This is a genomic window from Solibacillus sp. R5-41, from assembly GCF_002736105.1.
In the GTDB taxonomy this organism is placed as follows: domain Bacteria; phylum Bacillota; class Bacilli; order Bacillales_A; family Planococcaceae; genus Solibacillus.
Genome location: NZ_CP024123.1, coordinates 4084819 through 4110566, shown reverse-complemented (window position 1 = coordinate 4110566; position 25748 = coordinate 4084819). Strand labels below are relative to the sequence as shown.

At 34.8% G+C, this 25748-nt stretch carries 24 protein-coding genes and 1 pseudogene; 16 read left to right on the top strand and 9 right to left on the bottom strand.

Features of this window, described 5'->3' with window-relative positions; genetic code table 11:
* Positions 1-8: 8 nt before the first annotated feature.
* From CSE16_RS20305 to CSE16_RS20285, 5 genes are read left to right on the top strand one after another with little or no spacing between them, the layout of a single operon-like run.
* Positions 9-806: a TnsA endonuclease N-terminal domain-containing protein gene (locus tag CSE16_RS20305; protein WP_099425548.1), complete on the top strand. Its 798-nt coding sequence runs from the start codon at positions 9-11 to the stop codon at positions 804-806.
* Positions 807-838: 32 nt separating this feature from the next.
* Positions 839-3013, top strand: coding sequence for a Mu transposase C-terminal domain-containing protein (locus CSE16_RS20300; RefSeq protein WP_099425547.1), 2175 nt, complete (start codon positions 839-841; stop codon positions 3011-3013).
* Between the two features lie 13 nt (positions 3014-3026).
* Entirely contained in the window at positions 3027-4703 is a 1677-nt protein-coding gene (locus tag CSE16_RS20295) for an AAA family ATPase (protein WP_253896128.1), read from the top strand.
* Positions 4606-6573 carry a TnsD family Tn7-like transposition protein gene (locus CSE16_RS20290; protein ID WP_099425545.1) on the top strand — a complete coding sequence of 656 codons (1968 nt, stop codon included), beginning with the start codon at positions 4606-4608 and terminating at the stop codon, positions 6571-6573. Before CSE16_RS20295 ends, CSE16_RS20290 begins: the two co-directional genes overlap by 98 nt.
* Entirely contained in the window at positions 6570-8441 is a 1872-nt protein-coding gene (locus CSE16_RS20285) for a TnsD family Tn7-like transposition protein (RefSeq protein ID WP_099425544.1), read from the top strand. The genes CSE16_RS20290 and CSE16_RS20285 overlap by 4 nt, the downstream gene beginning before the upstream one ends.
* Positions 8442-8800: 359 nt before the next feature.
* Here CSE16_RS20285 and CSE16_RS20280 read toward each other — a convergent pair whose 3' ends face one another.
* The gene (locus CSE16_RS20280; RefSeq protein ID WP_099425543.1) at positions 8801-9667 is read right to left on the bottom strand and encodes an NYN domain-containing protein; all 867 of its coding nucleotides are present in this window, start codon (positions 9665-9667) and stop codon (positions 8801-8803) included.
* 645 nt (positions 9668-10312) lie between these two features.
* On the opposite strand from CSE16_RS20280, the gene CSE16_RS20275 reads away from it, so the two are divergent.
* Positions 10313-10621: a hypothetical protein gene (locus CSE16_RS20275; protein WP_099425542.1), complete on the top strand. Its 309-nt coding sequence runs from the start codon at positions 10313-10315 to the stop codon at positions 10619-10621.
* Between the two features lie 304 nt (positions 10622-10925).
* On the top strand, positions 10926-11600 hold the full coding sequence (locus CSE16_RS20270) for a serine/threonine protein kinase (protein ID WP_099425541.1): 675 nt from the start codon (positions 10926-10928) through the stop codon (positions 11598-11600).
* A gap of 317 nt (positions 11601-11917) precedes the next feature.
* Here CSE16_RS20270 and CSE16_RS20265 read toward each other — a convergent pair whose 3' ends face one another.
* Together CSE16_RS20265 and CSE16_RS20260 are read right to left on the bottom strand one after the other, a co-directional pair.
* Positions 11918-12400 carry a hypothetical protein gene (locus tag CSE16_RS20265; protein WP_099425540.1) on the bottom strand — a complete coding sequence of 161 codons (483 nt, stop codon included), beginning with the start codon at positions 12398-12400 and terminating at the stop codon, positions 11918-11920.
* 2 nt (positions 12401-12402) lie between these two features.
* Positions 12403-12606 (bottom strand): helix-turn-helix transcriptional regulator, encoded by a 204-nt coding sequence (locus CSE16_RS20260; RefSeq protein WP_099425539.1) that lies wholly within the window; start codon positions 12604-12606, stop codon positions 12403-12405.
* Positions 12607-12928: 322 nt separating this feature from the next.
* On the opposite strand from CSE16_RS20260, the gene CSE16_RS20255 reads away from it, so the two are divergent.
* Positions 12929-13462, top strand: a complete 534-nt coding sequence (locus tag CSE16_RS20255; RefSeq protein ID WP_099425538.1) for a GNAT family N-acetyltransferase — start codon at positions 12929-12931, stop codon at positions 13460-13462.
* An 84-nt stretch (positions 13463-13546) separates the two neighbouring features.
* Here CSE16_RS20255 and CSE16_RS20250 read toward each other — a convergent pair whose 3' ends face one another.
* Genes CSE16_RS20250 through CSE16_RS20240 form a run of 3 tightly spaced genes read right to left on the bottom strand, consistent with a single transcriptional unit; the run spans position 13547 to position 14603 of the window.
* On the bottom strand, positions 13547-13828 hold the full coding sequence (locus tag CSE16_RS20250) for a hypothetical protein (protein ID WP_099425537.1): 282 nt from the start codon (positions 13826-13828) through the stop codon (positions 13547-13549).
* Positions 13829-13838: 10 nt separating this feature from the next.
* The gene (locus CSE16_RS20245) at positions 13839-14228 is read right to left on the bottom strand and encodes an SHOCT-like domain-containing protein (RefSeq protein ID WP_099425536.1); all 390 of its coding nucleotides are present in this window, start codon (positions 14226-14228) and stop codon (positions 13839-13841) included.
* A 12-nt stretch (positions 14229-14240) separates the two neighbouring features.
* Positions 14241-14603 carry a DUF2089 domain-containing protein gene (locus CSE16_RS20240; RefSeq protein WP_099425535.1) on the bottom strand — a complete coding sequence of 121 codons (363 nt, stop codon included), beginning with the start codon at positions 14601-14603 and terminating at the stop codon, positions 14241-14243.
* Between the two features lie 356 nt (positions 14604-14959).
* Between CSE16_RS20240 and CSE16_RS20235 the strand changes: the two genes are divergently transcribed.
* The 7 genes and pseudogenes from CSE16_RS20235 (at position 14960) to CSE16_RS20205 (ending at position 21513) form a co-directional block, all read left to right on the top strand.
* A complete protein-coding gene (locus tag CSE16_RS20235; protein WP_099425534.1) occupies positions 14960-15412 on the top strand; it encodes a LytTR family DNA-binding domain-containing protein in 453 nt (150 codons plus the stop codon).
* A gap of 1 nt (position 15413) precedes the next feature.
* Positions 15414-15836, top strand: a complete 423-nt coding sequence (locus CSE16_RS20230) for a DUF3021 domain-containing protein (protein ID WP_099425533.1) — start codon at positions 15414-15416, stop codon at positions 15834-15836.
* The gene (locus tag CSE16_RS20225) at positions 15833-16750 is read left to right on the top strand and encodes an ABC transporter ATP-binding protein (protein WP_099425532.1); all 918 of its coding nucleotides are present in this window, start codon (positions 15833-15835) and stop codon (positions 16748-16750) included. Before CSE16_RS20230 ends, CSE16_RS20225 begins: the two co-directional genes overlap by 4 nt.
* Entirely contained in the window at positions 16750-17625 is an 876-nt protein-coding gene (locus CSE16_RS20220; protein ID WP_099425531.1) for an ABC transporter permease, read from the top strand. The genes CSE16_RS20225 and CSE16_RS20220 overlap by 1 nt, the downstream gene beginning before the upstream one ends.
* Positions 17626-17946: 321 nt before the next feature.
* On the top strand, positions 17947-18480 hold the full coding sequence (locus CSE16_RS20215; RefSeq protein WP_099425530.1) for an RNA polymerase sigma factor: 534 nt from the start codon (positions 17947-17949) through the stop codon (positions 18478-18480).
* Complete coding sequence (locus tag CSE16_RS20210; RefSeq protein WP_099425529.1) at positions 18467-20116, top strand: DUF4179 domain-containing protein; 1650 nt, start codon at positions 18467-18469, stop codon at positions 20114-20116. Before CSE16_RS20215 ends, CSE16_RS20210 begins: the two co-directional genes overlap by 14 nt.
* 192 nt (positions 20117-20308) lie before the next feature.
* Positions 20309-21513 (top strand): annotated as a pseudogene (locus CSE16_RS20205) (translocation protein TolB).
* Between the two features lie 221 nt (positions 21514-21734).
* Here the strand turns inward: CSE16_RS20205 and CSE16_RS20200 are convergent.
* From CSE16_RS20200 to CSE16_RS20190, 3 genes are read right to left on the bottom strand one after another with little or no spacing between them, the layout of a single operon-like run.
* Positions 21735-22520 carry an ABC transporter permease subunit gene (locus tag CSE16_RS20200; protein WP_099425528.1) on the bottom strand — a complete coding sequence of 262 codons (786 nt, stop codon included), beginning with the start codon at positions 22518-22520 and terminating at the stop codon, positions 21735-21737.
* Positions 22513-23409, bottom strand: coding sequence for an ABC transporter ATP-binding protein (locus CSE16_RS20195; RefSeq protein WP_099425527.1), 897 nt, complete (start codon positions 23407-23409; stop codon positions 22513-22515). Before CSE16_RS20195 ends, CSE16_RS20200 begins: the two co-directional genes overlap by 8 nt.
* Positions 23406-24329 carry an ABC transporter ATP-binding protein gene (locus CSE16_RS20190; protein WP_099425526.1) on the bottom strand — a complete coding sequence of 308 codons (924 nt, stop codon included), beginning with the start codon at positions 24327-24329 and terminating at the stop codon, positions 23406-23408. The genes CSE16_RS20195 and CSE16_RS20190 overlap by 4 nt, the downstream gene beginning before the upstream one ends.
* Before the next feature lie 193 nt (positions 24330-24522).
* Between CSE16_RS20190 and CSE16_RS20185 the strand changes: the two genes are divergently transcribed.
* Entirely contained in the window at positions 24523-25488 is a 966-nt protein-coding gene (locus tag CSE16_RS20185) for a plastocyanin/azurin family copper-binding protein (RefSeq protein WP_099425525.1), read from the top strand.
* The last annotated feature ends 260 nt before the right edge of the window (positions 25489-25748 follow it).

The window sequence follows — 25748 nt, the reverse complement described above, 5'->3', positions numbered from 1 at the left end:
AGATACCAATGGCAAAGAGGAGAACAGAATTAACAGAAAAGAAAATTGCTGAAATGGAGAAGGAAGGTCGTGGTCAGGGAACAGGTGAGAATTATAAGCCTTGGATTACCATTCAAGATTTTCCGTCAAGTGGTTTAGTGACAAGAAGCAAAGGATGGAAAACCAAAAGAATACACCACTTCCTATCCAAATTAGAACGCGATTACTTTTATGTATTGGAGTGGAATCGAAATGTCGTTGATATAAGAGAACAATATCCACTCACACGAGAAGATACGTTATTCATCGCTGAAAATAAAGGCTTTAAACATCCGACAGATCCAAAATCGCAAAATCCTATCGTAATGACAACCGATTTTCTCATTACGTTATCTAATTCAAACGGTTTTACTCATGTTGCAAGGACGATAAAACCATCAAAGGAATTGGAAAACGAACGAACTATTGAGAAATTTGAAATTGAAAGGTCCTATTGGGCTGATCGAGGGGTTGATTGGGGAATCATCACGGAAAAAGAAATGCCAAAAAACATGATCGAAAATGTTGAATGGCTGCATTCCTCTTATTTTGAAATGGAAGACTTACCAAGTTCGACTCTTCAAACCTATATCCAACAAATGAAAACTTTCATTCAAAAATACAACACCTCAATTATTGAAATAGTCACAGAGTTTGATAATAAATTCCAATTAGATAACGGCATGGGATTAGAAATTTTAAAACACTTAATAGCACGCCGAGAACTGCAAGTAGATATTAATCAAAAGATTCATACTCACCTTTGGTGTGAAGATGTATTTAACTAAATACCACTAAAAAAAAGGAAGGAAGAAATTTAATGTTTGTCATTAATGACATTATTAGTTTTGAAGAGGCGATTGGTGAAAAACAATTAGAGCGTATTCTATGGATCGATGAAGGTAACGTAATTTGCTACACCATTAATATTGAAAAAGTAAACGCATTACCTATCAAACGGAAAATATCAGATTTGGAGCAATTGTTCGCTGATCAATTATTATCGTTGGTTGATAGTGATCCGTATGGTTTTGTCTATCAAGTTGAAGAAAAAATTTCTGAAAGAAATTTAATACTTCGAGATGAACGATGGAAAAGTATCGAAAGCATGGTTTTACAAGAGCCAGATATATATGAAAAAGATAAAAGGGGGCAGCTTGTTCGTTTTTCAGTTGAAGACACAGGAAAAAGCAAACGATTGTTCTATAAGTACATGGTCCAATACTGGCAAAGAGGCAAAGTGAAAAATGCATTGTTACCCGATTATACAAACTCTGGAGGTAGAGGGAAAGAAAAAACTTATACAGATCAGAAAAATGGGAGACGAAGAAAATTTGAAACGATAATCGGAGAAGGAATTATTGTCACTGATGAAATCAAAAGAACGTTTGAAGTTAGCGTGAAAAGGTTTTATCATACCGTTAAAAATAATCCTTTAGCCACGACGTATGATTTAATGCTTAAAACCTTCTTTGTGGCTGATTATCGTTATGATAACGGTGTAAAGAAACCCATTCTGTTAGACCAAGATCAGATCCCAACTTTTAGACAGTTCCAATATTGGTATGGGAAGACTTATCTATCTGAAGAAAAACTTCGTAAACGAAAAGGAAACCGAAAATATGAAACAGATCATCGAGCTGTATTAGGCACTTCAGTTGGTGATTTATATGGACCAGGAACGAAATATCAGATCGATGCAACAATTGCAGATATTTATATTGTTAGTTCATTTAATCGAAACTGGATTATTGGTCGCCCTATTATTTATGTGGTGATTGATGTTTTTAGCCGTATGGTGGTTGGTTTGTATGTAGGACTTGAAGGACCTTCTTGGTTTGGGGCAATGATGGCACTTGCTAATACAGCAAGTGATAAAGTTTCCTATTGTAAACAATACAGCATTGATATTGAAAAGGAAGAATGGGCTTGTCATTACCTACCCCAGACACTCCTTGCTGACCGTGGGGAATTGGAAGGCTACAATGTCGAGCGTCTTGTCTCTGCTTTCCATATGAAGGTAGAAAATACACCGCCATATCGAGCAGATTGGAAAGGAATAGTTGAGCAACACTTCAGAACCATTAATACAACTGGAATCAAACCTTTCCTTCCTGGTGTTGTAGATACAGATGTAAGAATTAGAGGGGATAGGGATTATCGATTAGATGCCACTTTAACGCTAGAGGAGTTTACAAGCGTTATTATCAAATGTGTTCTTTATCATAACAATCACCATTGGTTAAAAAATTACAATCAAGATGAAATGATGATTCATGATGAAGTCTCACTTATTCCACGTGAATTATGGAACTGGGGCATTAAAAACCGTTCAGGAAAACTTCGTTCTTATTCGGAAGATATCGTAAAAATGCATTTGCTTCCAACGGCAAATGCCCGAGTAACGTCTAAAGGTATTGAATTTAAGAGAATGCGTTTTAGCAGCGAGACGGCATTAAAAGAAAACTGGTTTGGAGAAGCAGTGGAAAAGAGTTGGCAAATCCCGATTTGTTATGATCCTAGGAATATGTCACAGATCTATTTGCAAAGTGAAGATGGTAAAAGTTATGAAGTAGCCACTTTACTAGATCATCATAAGAAATATGTAGATAAGACAATGGAAGATGTGGAGTATTACTTTGATTACGAATTGTTAAAGAAACAACAATATGCACATGAAGAAACTCAACACAAAGTTGATTTAACAAGTGATATTGAACACATTGCCCAAAAGGCAAAGAAATCTTTAAATGGAGAAAAAGTTAATATGAGTAACAATCAAAAAGTTAAAGGTATTCGCGATAATCGAACAATGGAAAAAGAAGCAAAGCGGAAAGAGGAAGCCTTTTTATTGGCGGATACAAATCGACTTGAGCAATCGGATGTACCTGATTTGATTATAGAAGAAACAACGACCCAACAAAGCGTTTCAAAGATTGAATTGTTACGTCAAAAACAAAAGGAGAAATTAAAAAATGCAAGAGTTAGTCACTAATGATAGGCAACTATTGTACGGAAAAGAAATGGTAGATGCTATATATAGTGAACAAATTGTACAAGATTATGAATTTAATCCTTTAATTGAGGCACTGCCGCCAATATTTACGGAGGATGAAGTAATCGAACAATTATCAGTTTTCCCATCGTTTGATGAAAAAGAACGTGCTCTAAACTCTAATTACCGTTTTCATTGTGTCCAGAGATTATTTCAATACTTTCAACCGTTTGAAACACACTTGGATTTAGAACAACGAATTTCAAGGGCAATTCGCCAAGGTTATTTACACCGAAATCCAATGCAGAGAGAAGAAGTCATGAGGGTGCACGAAAGTTATCAAGCGATAAAAGCGGGTAACTTTTTAAAAAACTATCAAACAGAAGCAAAACGGACAGCTGCTGGATTTACGATTATTGGTCTTTCGGGTATTGGAAAATCAACCGCAATTGAACGTGTTTTATCTTTTTATCCACAATTAATTAAGCATCGTGAATATAAGGGAAAACCATTCATTTTCACACAAATTAGTTGGCTGAAGTTAGAGTGCCCATTTGATGGGTCGTTAAAAGGATTATGTATAAGTTTTTTCTCTGAATTAGACCGACTATTAGGTTCCAACTATCTAAATAAGTTCGGAGCCTCAAGAAATACGACAGATTTAATGCTTCAACGAATGGCACACCTTGCAAGCCTTCATGGGGTTGGTTTGCTGATTATTGATGAAATTCAGCACCTTAGCCTTAGTAAAAGTGGCGGTTCGGATAAAATGCTAAACTTTTTTGTTACGTTGGTAAATACCATTGGCATTCCTGTGTTGATGGTCGGTACCAATAAAGCGATTTCTATTTTGCAAAGTGAATTTCGTCAAGCAAGACGTGGAAGCGGTCAAGGAGATATGGTCTGGTCACAAATGCCAAAAGATATGTCATGGGAGTTATTTGTGGAGGGAATGTGGGAGTATCAATGGACGGCAAATTACACACCTTTGACTGAGGAACTCAGTGATTTTATTTACGAAGAAAGTCAGGGAATTATTGATATTGCAATCAAACTTTTTATGTTATCTCAGGTCAGTGCGATTTCGACAGGCACAGAAAAAATAAGTAAGAAAATCATGAAAAAAGTGGCGAATGATAGTTTAAGATTAGTTAAACCAATGTTAGATGCCTTGAAGTCAGGTATTCCAAGTGAAATTGCCAAGTATGAGGATATTCGTCCCATTGATATAGATGAAGAAATGGAAAGATACAAAGCTTCCGTTGACTTGCAAGAAAAAATTCGCATTCAAAAGAAATTACAGCAACAAAAAAGAGAGAAAGCGGAACAATCTCTTTTAGAAGATGTGACCTTGCAACTGTTATCGATGGATTTTGATTCAAAGGAAATTGAGCGTGCTGTAAAGAGCGTATTAAACAAATTTGGAGAGGATGTCGAAAAACCGACGTTGCTAAAAGAAGCAGTAAAACTCCTTATTGATAAGGATGAAATAAAGACGGAGAACACAAATAAGAAAAAGAAAGTTAGCCAAATAAGTGGAAATTATTTAGGTGGTCTAATGAAAGAAGCAAGACAGAAGAAGCTATCTGTTCATGAATTGTTTCTCCAAAAAAATATTGTTAAACAACCTTCAGAAGAGTTCTGGGAGGAGGGTGAACATGCTGCATTGGTTTCCAACGCCATATCCTGATGAATTATTATACAGTGTTCTAGCAAGGTACCATGTTAGGTCTGGTAATACGAGTCCTAAAATGACAACAGAAGAACTGTTTGGAAAAAGGACAGTTAGAGCAGTTTGGGGCTTACCTGCTAATTTAAATACCTTCTTAAGGAATACAGGAGATTATTGGGATGCAGAACAATTAATTTTCAACTATACAATGTATCCTTATTACTCTGCCTTCCTGCTTCCAAAACAAGCAAAGCAAGTTAAGCAATCTATGATGGGGAATAAGGGTGGAGCCATCCACACTCGAATAGGAGTAGTAGCAAGCAATGTGAAATTAAAGGACAACCTTTGGGTATGCGGGGATTGTATCAAAGAAGATATGGATGCTTATGGTGAAACGTATTGGCGTCGAGTTCATCAGGCTCCAGGTGTCTTTATCTGCCCGAAACATGAAACGGCACTAGAGGAAACAATCGTTTCCATGAAAATTCAAAACCAACATGAGTATATTGTCGCTTCACCATTTATTGAAAGAAAAAAGGTTAATCTTAATTGGTTAAATAAAAATGAGGTTCATCTTTTGATAAAGCTGGCGAAAGCAACTGAATCTCTACTAAAAAACATTTACCTCCAATCAATGGAAAATACGATTCGAAATAAATACTTGGAGTTATTGAAGCAACAGGGATATGCGAGCGTCAATGGCTTTTTGAAACGGGACAAGTTGTACCAAAGTTTTGGTTCGAAATTTTCCGACCGCAGCTTAGAACTATTGCAATCACCTATATTTTTTGAGGAATCGGATTGGCTAACGATGATTTTTCAAAAACACCGCAAATCTTTTCATCCAATTCGGCACCTACTAGTCATGATGTTTTTGGATACCGATTTGGAACATTTTTTTGATAAGGAGGAATATAATCCTTTCGGAAAAGGACCTTGGCTATGCTTAAATGTTGCATGTCCAAATTCCCATAAACCAGTTATAACAGATTTAGCGATCACAAGGTGTTACGACACAGGAAATCCAGTAGGAACATTCCGATGCGAATGCGGCTTTGTATTTTCAAGAAGGGGACCTGACATAAATAAGGGTGACCGTTACCGCATTGGGACAATTAAAGATTTCGGTCATGTTTGGAAAGAAAAAATTGTGAAGTTGGTTAATGAAGAATACTCTCTTACAGAAATTGCGAAGGAAATGCAGGCAGACCGTGCTACAATCAAAAAATATGCTGTCGAGTTGGAATTAAGTGTTTCGTGGAAACTTCCGAATGTAGAAAAAAAGAACGGAGACACTGTTTTGCGGCAATTGAACAAACAATTGCTTGAGAGGAAAAATATATGGTTAGAACTTCAGGAGGAATTTCCTGAAAGGTCAAAAACAGAATTGCGAAAAATTGCACCTAATGTTTACGCCTTTTTATATCGAAATGATTGGGAATGGCTTAACGAATTTTCTCCCAAAGGGAAAAGAAATCACCCTCCAAATCAGCGGATTGATTGGGAAAAACGGGATATGGAATTGGTAAATCAAGTTATGAAAGTGGTTCAAAATTGGGATGTGGTCGTTGAAAAACTAAAAAGAATAACAATCGCTTCTGTTGGAAGGAAAATGGATAGGTTATCATTATTACAGAAAAAAGCGGATAAGCTACCGAAAACTATGAATTACATTTATGAAGTTCAAGAAAGTATGGAATCGTTTCAAATACGGCGGGCAAACTTTATTATTGATAAATTAAAACATGGGTGCGAACCGATTATTGAATGGCAAATATACAGAAAAGCAGGTTTACGACATACTGGATTATCAAATAAGGTAAAACGCTTTATTTCGTTAAAGGTTTCAGAGTATTCCACAGCAAAAAACAAAGGGGAGAAGATATGATCAGTTTTTTCCCCACACCTTATAAGAATGAAACTTTTCATAGTTTACTTTCTAGATTTCATGTTCGTATTGGTTCGTTAAAAGATTCTACCACCATTGATTTTCTTTATGAAAAAAGGGTTAACCCTGGAAACGTAGAGTTTCCAGTCCAATTGCAACAAATTCAAAGGAACTTACGATTCGAACATCCTTATACATTCAAAGATTGGTTGTTCAATCATTCAAGTATTCTTTACTACACTCCATTCTTAACCACCAAAAAGTTTGATGAGATATCAAAATCCATTGAAAACGAAACTTTGATCACGGGGAAATTATCTCACTATATTGGTTTAGCCTCAAGTTCAATTGAAAATTTAAAGTATCTACGTTTTTGTGATAGATGTTTGAAAGAATCAATAGAAAAACATGGAGAAGGGTACTGGAATATAATGCACCAACTCCCTAGCGTTCGTATGTGTCATATTCATTACAACTATCTTTCCATTTCTGATGTTCCTGTAAATACAAAAATCCGAAAGCAAATTTTTATTCCATTAACAGAAAACATGAAGGTTATAGCAAATGAGTGGATTCCTGATGATGAAAAAGATTTCTATATTTATTTAGCGAACGAAACATGTTACCTATTTAATCAACCTTTTCAGGCAATCTCGCATAAAAAAGTACACGATTGGTATGTGCAAAAATTTATGGAAAGATCGTGGATGAATTTAAATTCTATATTCAATCGACAAAAATTTGTTAAAGAGCTCTATACTACTTTACCTAAAACCTTTATCGAACAGAATAAATTAGATCCTAATGAAGTTGATTGGATTGCTAATCTGCTATCAAAAAATTATAGGGTATTTGTGCATCCTATTCGTATTTTGGCATTAAATTATACGTTGGGTGCTTCTTTAAAAGAGGCTTTTTATGATGATATTAAAAAATTTACACCATTTGGGTGTGGTCCTTGGATTTGTCAAAGTTCTGTGTGTCTTTTTTATAATCAGCCTTATATAAAGGATATTGAAATTAAAACAAATAAAAAAGACGGGCTTCCATTAGGCATTTTTGAATGCCCTTATTGCGAATTCACCTATATGCGAAAAGGACCCGAAAAAAGTAATGAAGAAAAATTTAATCGCTCTAGAGTCTTGAATTACGGAAGCCTTTTTAAAAAGGAACTTCTCTTTCTTGTTCCAAAGTATGATTTTAATTTTTCAGCAATTTCCAGAGTATTCAATGTGGATTCTAAAACCTTAAAAGCGTGGTACGAGCGTTGGCAAAATGATTTAGAAGATGAAATTGATTTTAAAAAGAAACGAAACGAAATGCGGAAATTTTGGGAGGGAAAAATTAAAGAAAACCCGCAACAAACTCGTTCTTTCTTTCAAGGTAAACATCCCAAAGAGTACCAATGGATATCTTACAATGATCGAGAATGGCTCGAAAATCATTTTCCTGAACCAGTGGAAGTCACTTTTAAATCAAGGAAAAAAAGAGATCGAACTACTTACGATAAGAAAGATTGGAGTAAACTTGACCTGGAGTTTGTAAAAAAAATTAACGAAACTATTAAAAAATTATACGCAATTTCCCCTCCCATCCGCATTACTAAACGTGCAATCGAAAAGGAAATTAATTATATTGGCTTTTTTCAAAGATATACAAGTAAATTACCTTTATCAAATCAATTAATAAATAGTCGATTAGAAGATTACGAAAACTTCAACCTTCGCCGAATTGATTGGTTTGTAAAAGATAGTTTAGACAAAGGAGAAGGCATTTCGAAAACGAAAATCTTGGAGAAAATTTGCATTTCAAATATCACACCAAGAATTGAAGAAAAGTTAAGGGATATATTCACTATAAAATATTAACATTTATGATTAAACCGTTTTCTTTTTACGTTATTGCCATATTTCCATTATTTTACGAATTTTAGTTACCGACTTTTTTCATGGAACATTAGGAAATGGACAAAAAAGCAGGGTTTCGAGTGAAGTGAAAAGTCATATTTCACTTATGGTAACCAAAAACGAAATTTAACATTAAAATGTCATTTAAAAAAGGTCAAAAAAATAAGAAAGAGAGGTCCAAATACCTCTCTTTCTTCCATCAATTTTTCACCAATCAAACTAAACCAAATCAACTTTATTACCCATCAACTTTACCAACAACTAATATTACCATAAATATACAGGGTATTAAATTCAAAGTCAAGCAATTTCCTGAAAATTTATTTGACGGAAAGTTCTTCCGAAATTACTTCTTTAACTTTTTCTGATTCAAGATTTAAAATCTTTCCTTTGTATGTTCCTTTAGAAGTTTTTTTATCCTCGTCTAAAATGTGGTTATTTTTTTCCAAAATAGAAATAATTTCTTTTGTGGTATTGGTAGGAACATTTAAATTCTTTTCTAACGTATTAATCAAAATTTTATAGCCTAACGCAAAATCCTGATTTCTTGTTTCTAAACTCCAGTTGTAGATAATGCCAATTGCAGCATCTACATATTCCTCTGCTTTATATTCTATGATACTTAATCCTAAAAAATCATATAAGTTATAAAAATTATTTGCATAAGTTGTTATGTTATTTTTTCCATCGGAAACTGCGTCTTCTAAGTAATAAAGATCAACGATTTTACCCTTATACATAAGACGACTTACTAATGGAATCATGTCACTGTCAGCCGTAACAATAACATAGCGATTGATATTTAATTCACGATATGTACTTTCAATTACATCAATGCTAAGTTCTATATCTGACGAATTTTTTCGTTTGTCTTCATCTTTTCCGTTGGAATAAACATGACGTATTTGAACTCGTTTCTTTTGGAGGCTTGTTAAATTAGTATCGACCTTATCGAAATCAGCATATGCTTTAAATGTTCTAACATTTTCTCTTCCGTATGTATTCCATAGTTTTTCAAAAATATTTTTTTCTGATTCATTAGAATTAGGATTATGTTTATGATTGTTCATTAAAGTCCAATACACATTGTCATAATCGATGAAGATACCAACATTTTCCTCTCTTGAATTTCCCTCTGGTTGAACAGGTGAATATACTATTACTTCATCTTCGGTTAAACTACCCATAATTATCTCTCCTTTTAATTTAAATTTATTAACAAAAGTAGATACTCCACTTTCATATGTATGAAATTACTCTTTATAGTAAAAATAACCTATATAAATTTAATTATATACTAATTATTAAAATTATTAAACTAATGGAAATAATTATTTAAGTATCCGCATAGTTCTGTAACAGTGAGAGTTTATTTTTAGCTAGCTGGTAAAAGCACATAGCATTAGAAGACGTGGTTACTCCACGTCTTTCACTTTTTTATAAAGTGAGCAAATGAATTTTATTTTCACCATTTAATTTTTTTAAATTCGCTAGGATTCCATACCATGATTTTTCAGGGGCATATGATTCATTAGTTCCCGACTTTTTTGTCATGTTGAAAAAATCCTAGTTCCTGACTTTCTTTTTCGTGAAGTGTTTCACAAAACGTAAGAATGCGGTTTTGAGCGTTTCTAAGTTCCCGACTTTTTTGTCTTTGAACAACGATTGTAGAATGACAACAAAGTCGGGTACTGACATTCGACAACATGCGTCATATAAATAAATTGATTACAGCAAATTAAAAAAGCTCGATCCTTTCATGGGTCGAGTTTTTTAATTCCAATTGAAGACGTTTTAAGACATACGTAGAAAAGCAGAGTTTAGACCGACCGTTGGCTGCTACAGAGGGAATCTTAGATGAAGAAGACCTATTAAATCTAATAAATGCTGTTATGAATAAAACAGAAAACGAAATTCCACAAACACAATTAAAAGACCTGTTTACTCAAATAGAAGCCAATGTATCGCTTGATTCGTTGTTAGAGAATCAAATAAAAATTAATTCTATAAAATCGGTTTCTTTAAGTGATGGAATGATATCAGACGTAATAATATTAAGTATTACTGAAGGTAAACACATATATAGGTTTGAGAAAGATTTTTTAAATGATATTTCAGAAGAGTTAACTACATTTAAGTAAATGGAAGGTCTACTGGAATTTTGCGTTGTATTTTCAATAATTGATAATAAATTTTGATAATCTTAATAAAATCATCTTTCCCCTAAAAAAATCTTAGTGGAGAGATGATTTTTTCATTGGCTAGCATTATCAAAGTTGTGAAGAAATATATTTAAACTAGTGGCGCAAAATAGTTGAACAAGCCATTAGGTGATAAAATAAAAAAACAATAGGGAAATCATATTTTTATCAAGAGTAAAATAAAATTACTATTATAGTAATTGCGTAGCTTAATTTTTTCTACGCGAATGAAGGGAGAGTTTGTATGGAAAATGATTGGGATAAAGTGATAGGCTCTCTTTCAAGAATAAAAGTTTTGTCAAATAAAAATAACGCGCCAGTAACTATAAGTGGTGTCCCTGATGATTTGAAGTGTATAGGTGTCGGGACAGATGCGGCTGTTTTTCAGTCACTTTCCACCCCAGCTTATGCATTTAAATTATATGCCAAGGACAAAGTAAACAAAGTAAAAATTGAAGCAAATGTTTATCAAATGCTAGGGGTTTCGCCTTTCTTTCCAACATGCTTTGCCTCATATGACGATTTCCTCGTTTTAAGTTACGAAGATGGGAAAACGCTCTTTGACTGCATTTTACAAGGTATTCACATTCCAGAAACGGTTGTAAATGAAGTGGAGGAAGCAAGGAAACATGCTCGGGATAAGGGACTAAACCCACGTGATATCCATTTGAAAAATATTTTATTACAAAATGGCAGAGCGAAAATAATTGATGTCTCTGAATATGCACTTCCAGGTAATGATTTTCGATGGGAGCATTTAAAAAAGGGATATGAGCAATACTATCATTTAGTAGATGGAAATTCAGTTCCATTTTGGTTGGTAGAAACGATTCGGAAGTGGTATAACCAGCAGGGGAAGAATGCCTCTTCATATGAAGAATTTACAAAAACTATTTTAAAACTTCTATATAAAAAATAATTGAACTAACTCTAATTAAAATATTTGTGAAATAGGTAAAACCTCGTATTTTGATCAAACTTTGTTCAAATATGAGGTCTATTTTTATGCCGAAATTGAGGATTGTCCGCTAAAATAAAGGCACGATGTTTATAAAAAAGATACGATGCTTTCCGCCTTTGGATAACCATTTAACACAAGGAGAATAACTTTATTGTCACTAAACAGTTCGTAATCAATCTTTCAATTCAGATATTCTTTTCACTATAAAAATCCCCTTCAGATAATAAGATCCAAAGGGGGAACCGGTACGACCTTACTTGAAATCTACAGCAAGTTTATTCGGTATTCTTTCGAGCTGGTATTAGTGTGGTAGTTAGTACAACTACATTAGGCAAAATACTCCATAATAAAAACAGCCAGTTGCCCGTCACGATAGAGAGGGTTGTAAAAAAAGTAAATGAACAAGCAACGACAATTAAGCCAACTTTTGCACGGGAAAGTTGTTTAGATGGTGAAACGGTCATGTTAATTGTCAAAACTATCCCAATTATCGCCCAACTCCCCAAGTGCGTTAAAAGAATAAGACCTAGAACCATTGCGGTGCTTAATTCAACTCCAAACATAATGAGCGAAAAGAAAACGTAAATCGCGCATAGTGTCAAATACCATGAATAAGATCTCGCCCTTTGCCAAATATGGTAGTACAACTCATCTAAACCTCTGTTTTCTCTTGCCTTTTTCCGTCCGAACCACCATCCAAGAAGCCCACAAAGCATGCCTCCGTATAATCCAATCATACCTCCGATAGAAATTTCCATAATTACATTCCCTCCTCTTCGAATAGAAACACTTCTTCAATTGTGCAGTTGAAAACCTTGGAAATGTTGTATGCAAGCTCTATAGATGGATTGAATTTTCCGGATTCAATTGCGATGATTGATTGCCTTGAAACGCCAACTTGTTTAGACAATTCTTCCTGCGTAATCTTCTTCAAGTTCCTTAATTCGCGAATTTTGTTTTTCATAAAGCCTCCTTATTCAATGTAAAGTAAACTGTACATTTGTTGATAAGTAAAGCTTACTTTACATTGTGCGGTATGTCAAGTGGGCTTTACAATTTCATTTTTAGTTATAGAAATCTTTGGGATATGTCCGGGAACGTAACAAAGCCATATTAGTGTTAAAATGAGAAGAGATTAAAAAGTAGGATACTCAAATAATTATTAGAGCATTAAAAAAACTAGAAGTATTAATTTCTGAGATCATATTTATTGAGGGCCACGCAATTATGCCGAGGCGAAATGGCTTGAAGAAATAAAATTTTACTAAAAGAATAGGAGACTATAAATGGAAATATCAATTAGACAAGAGCGTCCTGAAGACTATAGCAAAACCGAAGAAGTTGTTAAAAGCGCATTTTTAGATGAAGAATATAGTGATAAGAAAGAGCATGAACTTGTACATCGAATTAGGAAGACTGAAGCATTTATTCCTGAGCTTTCATTAGTCGCATTAAATCAAAACGAAAGCATTGTAGGGCATATTCTTTTATCAAAAATAAAAATAGTTGATGGTGAAAAAGCGGTTGAATCTTTGGCTCTTGCTCCAGTTTCCGTGTTACCGGAATATCAAAAGAAGGGAATTGGCAGCCAATTAATAAAAGAGGTTTTAAAAAAGGCGGAAGAAGCGGGCTTTCATTCAGTAATTGTTTTAGGACATAGCGAATATTATCCGAAATTTGGTTTTAAACAAGCGAAACTATGGGATATAAAAGCGCCTTTTGATGTTCCAGATGAAGTATTTATGGCGATTGAACTAACTGAAAAATGTCTTGAAAGTGTTAGAGGAATCGTTCAGTATTCAGAGGCCTTTTCAGAATAAATCTTGATGCATCCGTTCGCCTATAATTAAAATAAGCGAGCGGATGTATTACTTTTAAGGAGTATTGTGCTGAGTGAAGATACATTATAGTCTTACCTTAACCTCCGTACCGTCCTGAGCTTTGACATCTACTAGCATGATGCCCTTATAATTTTTCAGTTCTTTGACGATAGGCTTTAGCAATTTTTTATCTATTAGTGGAAAAGAAAAGTCCAGTTTTTTTCTTTTGAAGGACTCTTTAGTCCATTTGTTTAAATTGCGCTGAAAAAGTTTTGAAGACAAAATTGAAATTGCAATGTTTAAAACGGCATATGGAATGGGGATGGTAAATCGAACGCCTTTTGATTTCACTTTTACATGTATCATAAGGAAACCACTAATCAATGATGACTGAAACGGTATCGCCGTTTGCTGATTTAACATCTACAATTGGTCCTACTAATTCGTTATCAATTGCTTCAATAATAAGGTTGATGTCTAAGTCTTTAACGTATTTTTCCGATTGCGGAATGCTTGCAGCGATGCTATGTCCAGCCATTAATACGACTTTGACAAGCTTGATAGGCAAATTGACCGCAACATTATCATTTTCAGCTGATACTACACGGATTTTTAATGTTTTATCAAAATAGTTATCCGATTTTTCGGGTACATTATTACCTATTTCTTCTTTCTCTTTTAATACTTGAATCAGTTCTGATCCTGTTTCAGCATCAATTTTGCCTTCTTGAACCATTTTTAATACTTTTGTAATTTCCTCTTTCATAATCGAATCCCCCTAATCTTCTTTTAAGAGCTTAATGGCTTCTTCTGCTGTGATTTCGCCATTTTCCAACATTGTTACAACTTTTTTCTCATCTACTTTATTTTTCTTCTTCTCGTATCCAAGGGACTCAATGATGTCTGTTAGCTTACCACGAACTGTTGGATACGAAATTCCTAATTCCTTTTCAACTTCTTTAATACTTCCTCTACATGTTAAAAATACTTCTACAAAATGAAGCTGATCCTTTGATAAAGATGCTAGCTTAGATAATTCAAACTCATTTTCAATCGTAGTGTGACAATGCGAACAATGTAACTTTGTAATTTTCAACGTTTTACTGCAGACAGGACAATTTGTAATTACTTTATATGCCATAATGAAATCCCTTCCTTCTAATTGCTTTAATTATATAGCAGATAATTGAATGTGTAAATTGAAATATTTTATTTTATTTTAAATAAAAATCAATAATATTAATTTTATTATTAATTTATTTAATTTTTATCGTTTATTCATTTAATGGAAAAGAATGCAATGATCAAAGGAGTGTATCAATATTTTAAATTAATTTTCAAGGCGGTATTCTTAGAAGTAATTGGATAAGCGAAATCATAAATTTCCACATATGAAAAGGAAGATACCTCTTATTATGCTTTAGTAACCACTTATTATTGAATTTACATTGTTAGGAAATTCATGTGGTAAAATTATGGTAATGGAGGAATATATGGATGAAAATTCACTTAGTAATTAATAATGAGCTTGAAGAAACTGAAATTCATATTCATGTAAAAGAGTACAATGAGCAAATTGAACAATTGATGAGGCAATTACAATCGACACAGGTTTCAAAGATGATTGATGGTTATTTAAAACAAGAAATCCACATGCTCAAGATTGATGAAATTTATTCGATTTATGCGGATGGATCAAAAGTCTATTTACAAACAGAGGAGCAGGAGTTTGAGGCGAAGAAAAAATTGTATGAGCTTGAAGTACAATTTGCAAAGGATTTTGTTCGTGTGAATAAATCTACACTTATTAATCTGAATAAAATTACCTCGATTCAATTAGCGACGATTGGAACGACTCAAGTTCTTTTAGATAATGGCGTTTCGATACATATTAGCCGAAAATATTTAAAAGAATTGAAAGTACAATTAGGAATTGGAAAGGGGTACTAACATGCAATTTTTTCGTAGTGTAATAATTAGTGTACTCATCTCGCTAAGCTGCTCTTATATCATTATGTCATCGATGATTTTCACATCAAATGGCGTAATGAATGGGCAGCAATTAATAGTAGAAGTCATCATCGCAATCGCGTTGGGGTTAGCGATTAGTGTAATTTCACAAATTTTTAAGGTTGAACAAATACCATTTATAGGGCAGTTATTGTTGCATTTTTTAGGAATTCTAGTCTGTGTATTTACAGCAGGTTTTATTGGGAATTGGTATGACATATCGAATGTATCGACGATTATGGTTGTGTTGATCATAACAATAATCATTTATTGTGGTACGTGGTGGGGTATGCAAAACTTAGTGAAAAAAGATGTAGATGAATTGAATAAAACGATTAAAAAGAGAAGAGGTGAAATGAAATGAAAAGGATTATACAAGTTGAAAATTTGCAGAAGACATATGGTCAGCATAAAGCTGTAAAAGGTATTTCATTTACAGTTGAAGAAGGTACGCTCTTTGCTTTTTTAGGAACAAACGGTGCTGGCAAATCTACTACAATTGAAATTTTATGCACATTATTGCAAAAAACAAGTGGTACGGTTCGTATTAATGACTATGATTTAGATGAGAATAATCAAGCGAATATCCGAAAGTCAATTGGTGTTGTTTTTCAACAAAGCTTGTTAGATGACAAATTAACGGTTTATGAAAATATTATACATCGAGGAAAAATGTATGGTCTATCGAAAGTTCAGTTACAGCAAAATTATCAATTTGTTTCGACCTATTTACAGTTAGATGATATTGAGCAGAAAAAATACAGTGCATTATCAGGTGGTCAAAAGAGACGGGCCGATATTGCAAGAGCGTTAATTCATCGCCCAAAAATATTATTTTTAGATGAGCCAACTACTGGGTTAGACCCTCAAACGCGTCAATTTGTTTGGCAGGCCATTAAAAGATTGCAAGAGGAAACAAATATGACGGTGTTTTTAACAACTCATTATATGGAGGAAGCTGCCGTTGCAAATCAGGTTGTTGTTTTGAAAAATGGGGAAATTGTTGCCGAAGGGACACCGGATGCATTAAAAACGAAATATGCCTATGACCAGCTAGAAATTGTTTTTCAAAATATAGCTGAAGGGGAAAAGTGGCTACAACAAAATGGGGTAACCTTTACTGTACGAAATTGTGTTTTTTCGATTCGAGTTACTTCTACCATGCATGCTTTAGCATTATTAAAACAAATGGAACCATTGATTGCATCATTTGAGGTGATTAAAGGCACGATGGACGACGTATTTATTCATATTATGCATGAGGGGGATGCGGTTTAATGGAAGCATTAATTAGTTTAGTAGCTCGGAATAATAAAATGTTTCGAAGAGATAAAACACAAGTATTCTTTTCATTATTATCTATCATCATTGTGATTGCTTTATACGGTATCTTTCTACAAAAGATGCAAGTTGATTCCATTGAACAGGTGACTAAAGCTACTCCAGAAACAATAACAATGGTAAATGAATGGTTAGTTGCGGGTTTATTATCAATGATTGCGGTGACAACGACACTTGGTGCATTTGGAATCGCTATACAAGATCTTGAATCTAAATCAGCAGCCGATTTTTTAACGGCACCTATTTCAAGAGCAAAAATTCAACTTAGTTATATAATAAATGCTTTTTTCATCGGATTTATCTTTTCATTCATAGCTTTTATTGCATGCGAAGTTTTTATTGTTGCAACAGGTGGTCAGCTATTAAATAGTACGGAAATGGTGAAAGTGATAGGGATATTAATTTTATCTGTCCTATTAGCAAGTACATTTAATATGTTTCTCGTATTATTTGTTCACTCACAAAATGCGTATTCTACATTAACTACAATTGTTGGAACAGTAATAGGGTTTCTCTGTGGTGTGTATGTTCCTTTTGGGGTATTGCCTGGATTTGCACAAAACCTGATTATGTATTTTCCAATCAGTCATACGACTGTTCTTTTACGCGAGGCATTTATGCATAACTCAATACAAACTGTTTTTGCAGGGGCACCAGATGCACAGGTAGAGGCTTATAAAATAAACTATGGCATCGTCTATGAAATGAATGGCAAATTACTAGCTTCTACTACGAGTTTGCTTGTTATATTAGTCACAACAATTGTACTAGCAGTGTTATCCATACTTATATTTAAAAAGAAGAATAAATAGAAACGACTATTTAAGAAACGTATTGCATTTGCATAAATACAAAATAAGACCACTCTGATGGGTGGTCTTATTTTGTGTGTGGTCGCGATTGTAAATGGAACAAGTTATCCAAATGATGACGGTGTAGAGTTATTATTAAAGTAACGAAGTGGAATGGAAAATTAAGGTGTTTTAAACGGGTTACTTTAACATAGACGACAAAGTTTACAAAAAGCACTTCAGTAACAATTGAGAATAACTACCTCAATATCCAATAAAAGTGAACTTTTTCCAAGAGTCATTTGTTTATAAAGTATAACGTGAAGAAAGGGGTGCCTCGAATTGACCGAACGAGAATTATTCGATGCATATAACAAAGATGTATACCGCACCTGCTATTACATGCTGCGGAACAAACAAGATGCAGAGGATATTTGCCATGACGTGTTTGTCACAATTTTTCGCCAAGATTGGAAAGATGTTGAGCATACACGGGCATGGATTATGCGCATCGCGATGAATCATTGCTTAAATTTACTAAAAAGGAATCAAACCCAGCGTGAAAAGCAGGAGCAGATTCAATGGTCCCATGAACAGACTACGGCATCGGTTAAATCGGTAGACACTATCCTATTAGAGAAAACAGTTGCAGCTGAATGGGAGGAACTTTTGAAGCAGCTTCCAGATAAGTTGATGGCAGTTGTTACCCTCCGCTATATTGGCGAGTTATCGATGGTGGAAATTGCAGAAATCTTAAAAATACCTGTAGGCACAGTGAAGTCGAGGCTTCATAAGGCATTGAAAATTTTGCGCAAAAAGCTTGAATCCAATAACAGCTCATGGTTGAAGGGGGAGAATCAATTTGGAACGCTTTGAAAAGAAGATTAAAAATGAAATGAAGGAACCGGATAATATATCTTATCCAGATTTTGATCAAATGTGGAACGATATTCAGCAGGATGAACTGAAGACTAATGGAGGCAAACCAGTTGTAATTGTTCCTCGAAGACGAAAACGATTTGCCTTAATAGCGGGGTTAACTGTCGCTTTATTGGCAACACCCGTTTATGGAGCACTAACTTATGACTGGTCCAACATCCTTTCTTATAGAGAGGGTATTCAGACAGCGTTAGAACAAGGACTTGGACAATCAATCGAGCAATCCGTTACAAAGAACGACATAAAGCTAACCGTGCATACAGCATTTTTAGACGATAACAGAACCGTCCTACTGTATAGTTTGAAACCTGGCACATCATGGGCTGGAAAGGAAGTAAGCTTTGAACAAATCGGGCTGAAGGATCTTAAGGGTAATTTAATAGAAGGAAGATATACACATAAGTGGAATGATGAGCTCGGTATGTTCCAAGGTTATTTTGAGACTGATTGGGTTGCAAAAGGAAAGACGGCTGATGTTGAGTTTGTTATAGAGAATATTAAGTTAATTGGCGATACGAGTCAGCCAATTAACTACGACCCTAACGACCCCAATAAGCAAGTGTTTCAAGTTCAGAAAGGCGGGATTGGTAGCGTAACGATGGAAACATTTGAACAGCCGGAAGATAAAGTGCTTCTTCGATCAACCGTAACATTTACAAACCCTGAGATGGTAGGTAAAAGTTGGGTACGCATTGAAGCTATTGATAACACGAATAAATCTATTACAGAAGCAGAAACATCTTACTTCGGAACTCGAACAGCGACAGGAGAAGAAGTAAACCGCCAAATATTCAAATCTGACGCCTTACGTGAGGAGGGCACCAAATTCCAGCTAACTTATGTTCACACACTAGAAACTACTGAAGGTAACTGGAGCTTAAATTTAGCTTTGTCTAAAAAACATTTGGAAAACGGATCATTTAAGGAAGTGTTAAATATCCCTCTGGTTGATGTGCCTGGCGAAAGGGAAATTCGTGAGATGACAGTTACACCAACTCAAGTTCGCCTCATTATCGAAGGTAGAGGTAGATATTACACATTCCCTTATAGGGACTATCAACTGGATGTAGGAGGGACTCTATTAACTGGGCGTGTATGGAGTATAGAAGGAAAACCTAACAATATGGAGCTACGTTTTGAAATGACTGGAATTGATGCGATGAGTTTGGTAAATCAACCCATGACGTTTATCGCCAAGCGCCGCGTCGATGAAGCTGATGGCGACAACAATCCGATACGCTTGACCGGCATATCAGCGGAACCTCAAAACTTAACCACTCACATTGGGGGTTATCCGATTTCATGGACTTATTATATGAAGGACAATAACCTCTATGTGGAATCCTTAAGCTCAGACTCAACATTCGGGGGAGTCGTTCAAACCTATTATCTAGACGGTAAAGAGCGGGAGTATGGAACGCCTGCGATGTTGGGGATATTTGGCGATGATAATAATAAAAATATGGATGTGTATGAGAATTTCGATAAGACCGAGCTCGACATTTTCATTTCGAATTATACAACCCATAAGCGCGACGATGTACTACGTGTTCCGCTTAAGCATGGAAAATAACGTGGCATCGAGTTATATTGTGGAACTAAATAGTGTTCACGCTATTAATCAATGAAGATAATGAAATGGGGAAGTTTGAAAAAGTGGATGTTTCCCTTTATATAAAATGATGAGTGGTACCAGCTAATGTTATGTTCAATGGACGAATATATATCTTTCATAAGGACACCTTATAATTAGGAGGTGTCCTTATTGGCAATTAGGATTTTATTATTACTACTATTTGTTAGTATTAGTTTTACAACAGGTGCATCAGCTGAAGTTCCACTTAAAGCTGCCTTTATAAGAGATCATCAACTTTGGATGAAGGAGGGCGATAAAGAAACGCAACTTACAAAAAACACTTATGTATCTAATCCACAGTGGTCAAAAGATGGTCAATTTATTGCGTATACAGCAGGTGATAAAAATGGCGAAAACACCAATTTATTTATGATTTGAAGAAAAAGGAAAACTATTTGCCATATATCTCAATTGAAACGAGTAATTATAAGTGGTCACCAACATCCAATCAACTAGCGTACACTTCGGGTGGTGTCTTAAATGTTACAAAAACAAAAAATGGTCGACCACAAGGTTTTGAAAATGTATCTCTAGGTGTTAGTGATTTTGAATGGTTCCCCAACGGAAAAGAGTTTATCGTTTCATCTCAATCTAATCTGCTACCTACTGGATGGGAACCAGTTCATCTTTTTAAGGTGCCCGTAGATGCAAATCTTGATTCGAATAAAATAAAACCTTTTTACACCGTTCAAACAAATACATCTGACTTATTTGCGATTGATGCAGAATATTTCAAATGGAGTCCTGATGGAAAATGGGTTAGCTTCCTATTAACACCCACTGCATCTTGGTCCGCTGATAGCAATACACTATCTGTACTTTCATCAGTAGGAGACAACTTTCAAGTTATAGGAAAAATGCTTGGGAATGAAAGTTGGATAAAGTGGTCCCCTACAAAAAATCAACTAGCCTTTATATCAGGTGAAGGGAGATTTTACGTTGAAAACAAAAATGCAGCAGTTGCTGATATTCCATTCGAGAATAAACCTAAAGAATACACACCAAAAGGTTATGTTGACCTTGATTTAGAGTGGTTTTCTCCGGATGAGATAATTGTTGCTCGGGCAAAAGAAAATAAAAAGTGGAATGAGGGACCAGTTCCAGCTTTGTTTACAGCGCTATATGTAATTAATATTAAATCAGGAGAACAAAAGCAGCTGACCTTTCCAATTAACAATAAAATAGATAATTCACCTCAAGTGGTTGGTTCAACTATTACTTGGTATCGAACATCTGCTAAAGAAAACAAAGGAGATGTTTGGATTAAAGAAAGAATTGATGGTCTAGAAAATCGGTGGTTAAAAAATGTAGACTCGGCACCAATTTTTTTCTAAAAAAAGTAACTGAAACAATCACAGATGTTGGGGAAATTAGAATTAAAGAAGATACGTAAATTGTAGAAGATGATGAATTAACAACAACAGAAACGTTTGCAAGATATTGTTAGCTTTACACAGCGAGGATTCTACAAAACTAGTGGAATCCTCGCTGTTTTCTATTCCAAGGTGGAAAAGCCTCAATCATTTGGGGGGCTGCTCCAAATAATTTTAAAAAATTATAGCGGAAGATCTTTTCGTTTAAATACTTCTAAACTCGCAATATAAAGAACAATGCCAACACCTAAAAGAATGCCAAACTTCCACCAATAGTTACAGCCTTCTAAAATAGCGGCTGTATCAAATAGTGCATTCATTGTGAAATAGCTGAGTACATCAAGGCTTTCGTCAACGGAACTTAGTAGCTGAAATAAGAAAAAAGCGATGGGAATACCAGCTCCAAAAGCAAGCGAGTTTTTCGATAAGTTGCAATAGCTTGAGAAGAAGAACGAAATGCCGCTAATGGCAAACATTAATAAAAATAAACCAACATTCAACATCATAAAATCAGCTATTACAACATCCACATCAGATTGAAATACTTGAAGCGCAATGAAGCCAGCAGCTGTTTCAATACTGAACATCACAACTAAAGCGATAACTAAGAAAGAAGCCTGTGTCACAATTATTGTTGAGCGTTTTGTAGGTGTTGATAATAAGTAAGCCATGGAGCCACGATCAACTTGAGCAGCAATTAAACTATTTGCAGTCATAATGATATAAATAATTGGAAAAATAACACCGTGAATCGAATAAAATGTAGAAGCAAGCATGCTCAGCAATGTCGTTTGTGCAAAAAATCCTGCAAATGGCGTACCTTCTACCATATGACTAATATCTGTTATCATACTATCATCGAAAACAGAGACCATTACGATTTGCAATAAAGTTAAAACAAGAGTGAAAATAAGCCAAAGCTTTATATTAGCACGCAAAGTTTGTTTGAAAATCGTACTATTAAACATGAGTATGACCTCCTGTATATAATTGATAGAAATATTCTTGAAGCGTATGTTTTTGCTCGGTTAAGTTATCGAATGAATATGTTGATAAAATTGCTAAAAAATCATTCAATGAATTGTTCTCAACCGTGACAGAAACCGTTGAATGACTAATACAAATTGAATTGAGATTCTCTTGAACAAAACGCGAACAGTCCTGCGCATTGCTAAACTCGATAATAAATTTTTGCGATTTATATGACGTAATTGTTGAAATTGGAGTATTTGTAATGATTTTACCGTCCTTAATCATCGCTACTTTATCACAGGTTTCTTCAATTTCCTCGAACATATGGCTCGACATAAAAATCGTTTTGCCCTTTGCTTTTTGCTCTTTCATAATTTGTATAAACTCTGCACGCATTAACGGATCCAGTCCAGTAGTCGGCTCATCTAAAATTAGAATAGGAGAGTCAGCCATCAACGCGACAACAATGGCTGTTTTTTGCTTCATTCCTTTTGACATCCGTTTAATATTTGCAGAGGGGTCAAGCTGTAGCCGATTTACTAATTCATTTGCATAGCTTAAATCTGTTAGCTGTAATAGCGCGGCTTGTTGATGAATGAAATCCCAACCAGTGGAGACATCCGGAAAGGCAATTTCTCCAGGGATGTAGCCAATCCACTGCTTAATTTCCGCAGCATTTTTCCACGCATCCATGTCATTAATTTTCACTGTACCGGAATGTGGCTTTAAAAATCCCATCAAATGGCGTATTGTAGTTGTTTTGCCCGCCCCGTTTGTACCGATAAATCCAAAAGCTTCACCTGATTCAATAGCAAGATTAATCGTGAAAATGCCTCGACTATTTCCGTAATCTTTCGTTACATTAACTAATTCAATCATTGTCATGATAATCCCCCTCCTACACGGCGATCGTAAAATTCCATGAAATGCTTTTCTAAACTAAAAGTCACTTCGCTGAAACTTGAGACAGGGAAATTGGCTACTAATTTAATGAGCTGTGATAAGTCTTTAGGACAGCAGCCAATTTGAAGCTCATATGTTTGTTCATTTTTAAGGAGTAAATGGAATTTTACATCTGCTTCAATTTGTTGCACAAGCTGTGTATAGTACATGTTGTTTTCGACTGTCACATGAAAGACCTTTTCTGTCATTTTTAATAATTCTTGTTTATTAAATGAAGAAATGATATGCCCATCTTTAATAATCGAAATTTCATCACAAGTAGCATCGACTTCAGTAAAAATATGACTGGAAAGTAAAATGGTCTTGCCACGCCTTTTTTCATCTCTTACGAAATCGATAAAACGTTGCTGCATAATCGGATCTAACCCACTAGTCGGCTCATCGAGTATAAGTACATCTGGATCATGCATGAATGCCGTCACAATCGCTAATTTTCTTTTCATACCAAGTGACATTCGTTTCACCTTACTTGAAGCATCTAGCTCAAAGAAATCGAGTAGTTTTTTACAATGCGTATCATTTTTTACCTTTCTTAAATCCATCATCATTTGAATAAATTGTTTGCCTGTTAAATGTTCAGGTAATGCGACTTCTCCAGGTAAATAGCCAAGCTTTACTTGAATCGTACTCGCATTTTTCCAACTATCCAGTCCATTTACGGTTACGACACCCTGTTGTGGTTTTGAAAAGCCCATAATATGCCGAATAGCTGTCGTTTTCCCAGCTCCATTTGGTCCAAGAAAGCCATACACCGTCCCCTTATTAACATGAAATGAAACATCAAAAATCCCTCGTCCATGTCCATAATCCTTTGTGACATGCTGTAATGAAATGACCGTCATCTTCCCACTCCTTCCATGTATGGTTTTTAAATGTTTGAATATTAACACTAATATTATCATAACAAATTCCATTAATAATTAATTTTCTCGGACTGTAAAGCGCTTGTAGATGCTTACTGTTATTTCTTCATGATATTCATGTTGCTTGTTTAATACGCATACCCTTACAAGGTATATAGATTTGAGCTTTAACATGAAAAAAGCATTTACAGCAAATAAAAAAGGTGGGGGATTATTGGGGAATTATCAATTATTTATATTAATTTCATTGGTTTTGTTAACAATAGTAGTTGTAGCGATGGGAATCATTTGGAGAAAAAAATTTCGAACGATGCACGGAATGATTATTTCCATGTTCTTCGGAATGAATGTAGGTTTGACGGTAGGTGTTTTATTTGGTGTTACGTACCAAGGTAATTTATTTCACTCGACAATTTTATCTCTCGCTATTGGTGTACTTGCCGGCTCGGTGTGCGGCTTATGTTTTGGGTTACTCTCAGTGTTAGAGGGGCTAATGGCTGGTTTGATGGGCGGTATGATGGGGGCAATGCTAGGAGAGATGATTCGTGTAGAGCAGTCGTTTAGTTTGATCCAGCTATTTTTATTTCTCACGGGTTGTACAATTTTTATTATGGGCGTGTTGAAAAACCCAAAAAATGCTCAAGTGACTACGAAAAGATGGATATTAAAACCAATTGTCCTTTCGATTTTACTAAGTGTATATATCATTGTAGGTAATTCTTTAGCAGAAAACTTTGAGAACTTTAGCAGCGCGGATTCATTAAATGGTCATCATCCCCCATCATATACATCAACAGATGATACTGCTGCCGAAAAACAAGTTATTGTTATAGAAGCTGATGAAATGAAGTACTCGACCAATCAAATTGTTGTAGAGAAAAATAGAACTGTCCATTTAACATTTTCTAACCGAGACCAAATCGATCATTACGTTGAAATTAATGCTCCAGTCCTTCCAATTGATAATGAATCTATACACCATCAAGGGACAGAATATAATAGGACACTTCTTCATGCTGAGCCAAATAATACAGTAACCTCAACTTTTACGCCGACTGAGCCAGGGACATATGAATTTGTATGCACAGTTCCTGGACATAAGGAGTCTGGTATGGTCGGACGATTAATTGTCAGATGATTTATTTTAACGGAGATAATACATCGCGATTAAATGGATTTAACTTGTATTAACGAAATTCCATATTTTTACTGAATCCAATGGAGGTTAAAATCTCGGTGGATATCATAGATTTTTAAATGGATTTTTTGATGCGTAATTGATAAAGGTATTAACCTATTTATTGTGGAATCTAATGTTAGGAGGAGAGAATAATGGAGTAGGCTGCCGCTAAAAAAGGGGGAAACCAGTGTAGTGAAAGTAAAATTGCCTCTTATTTA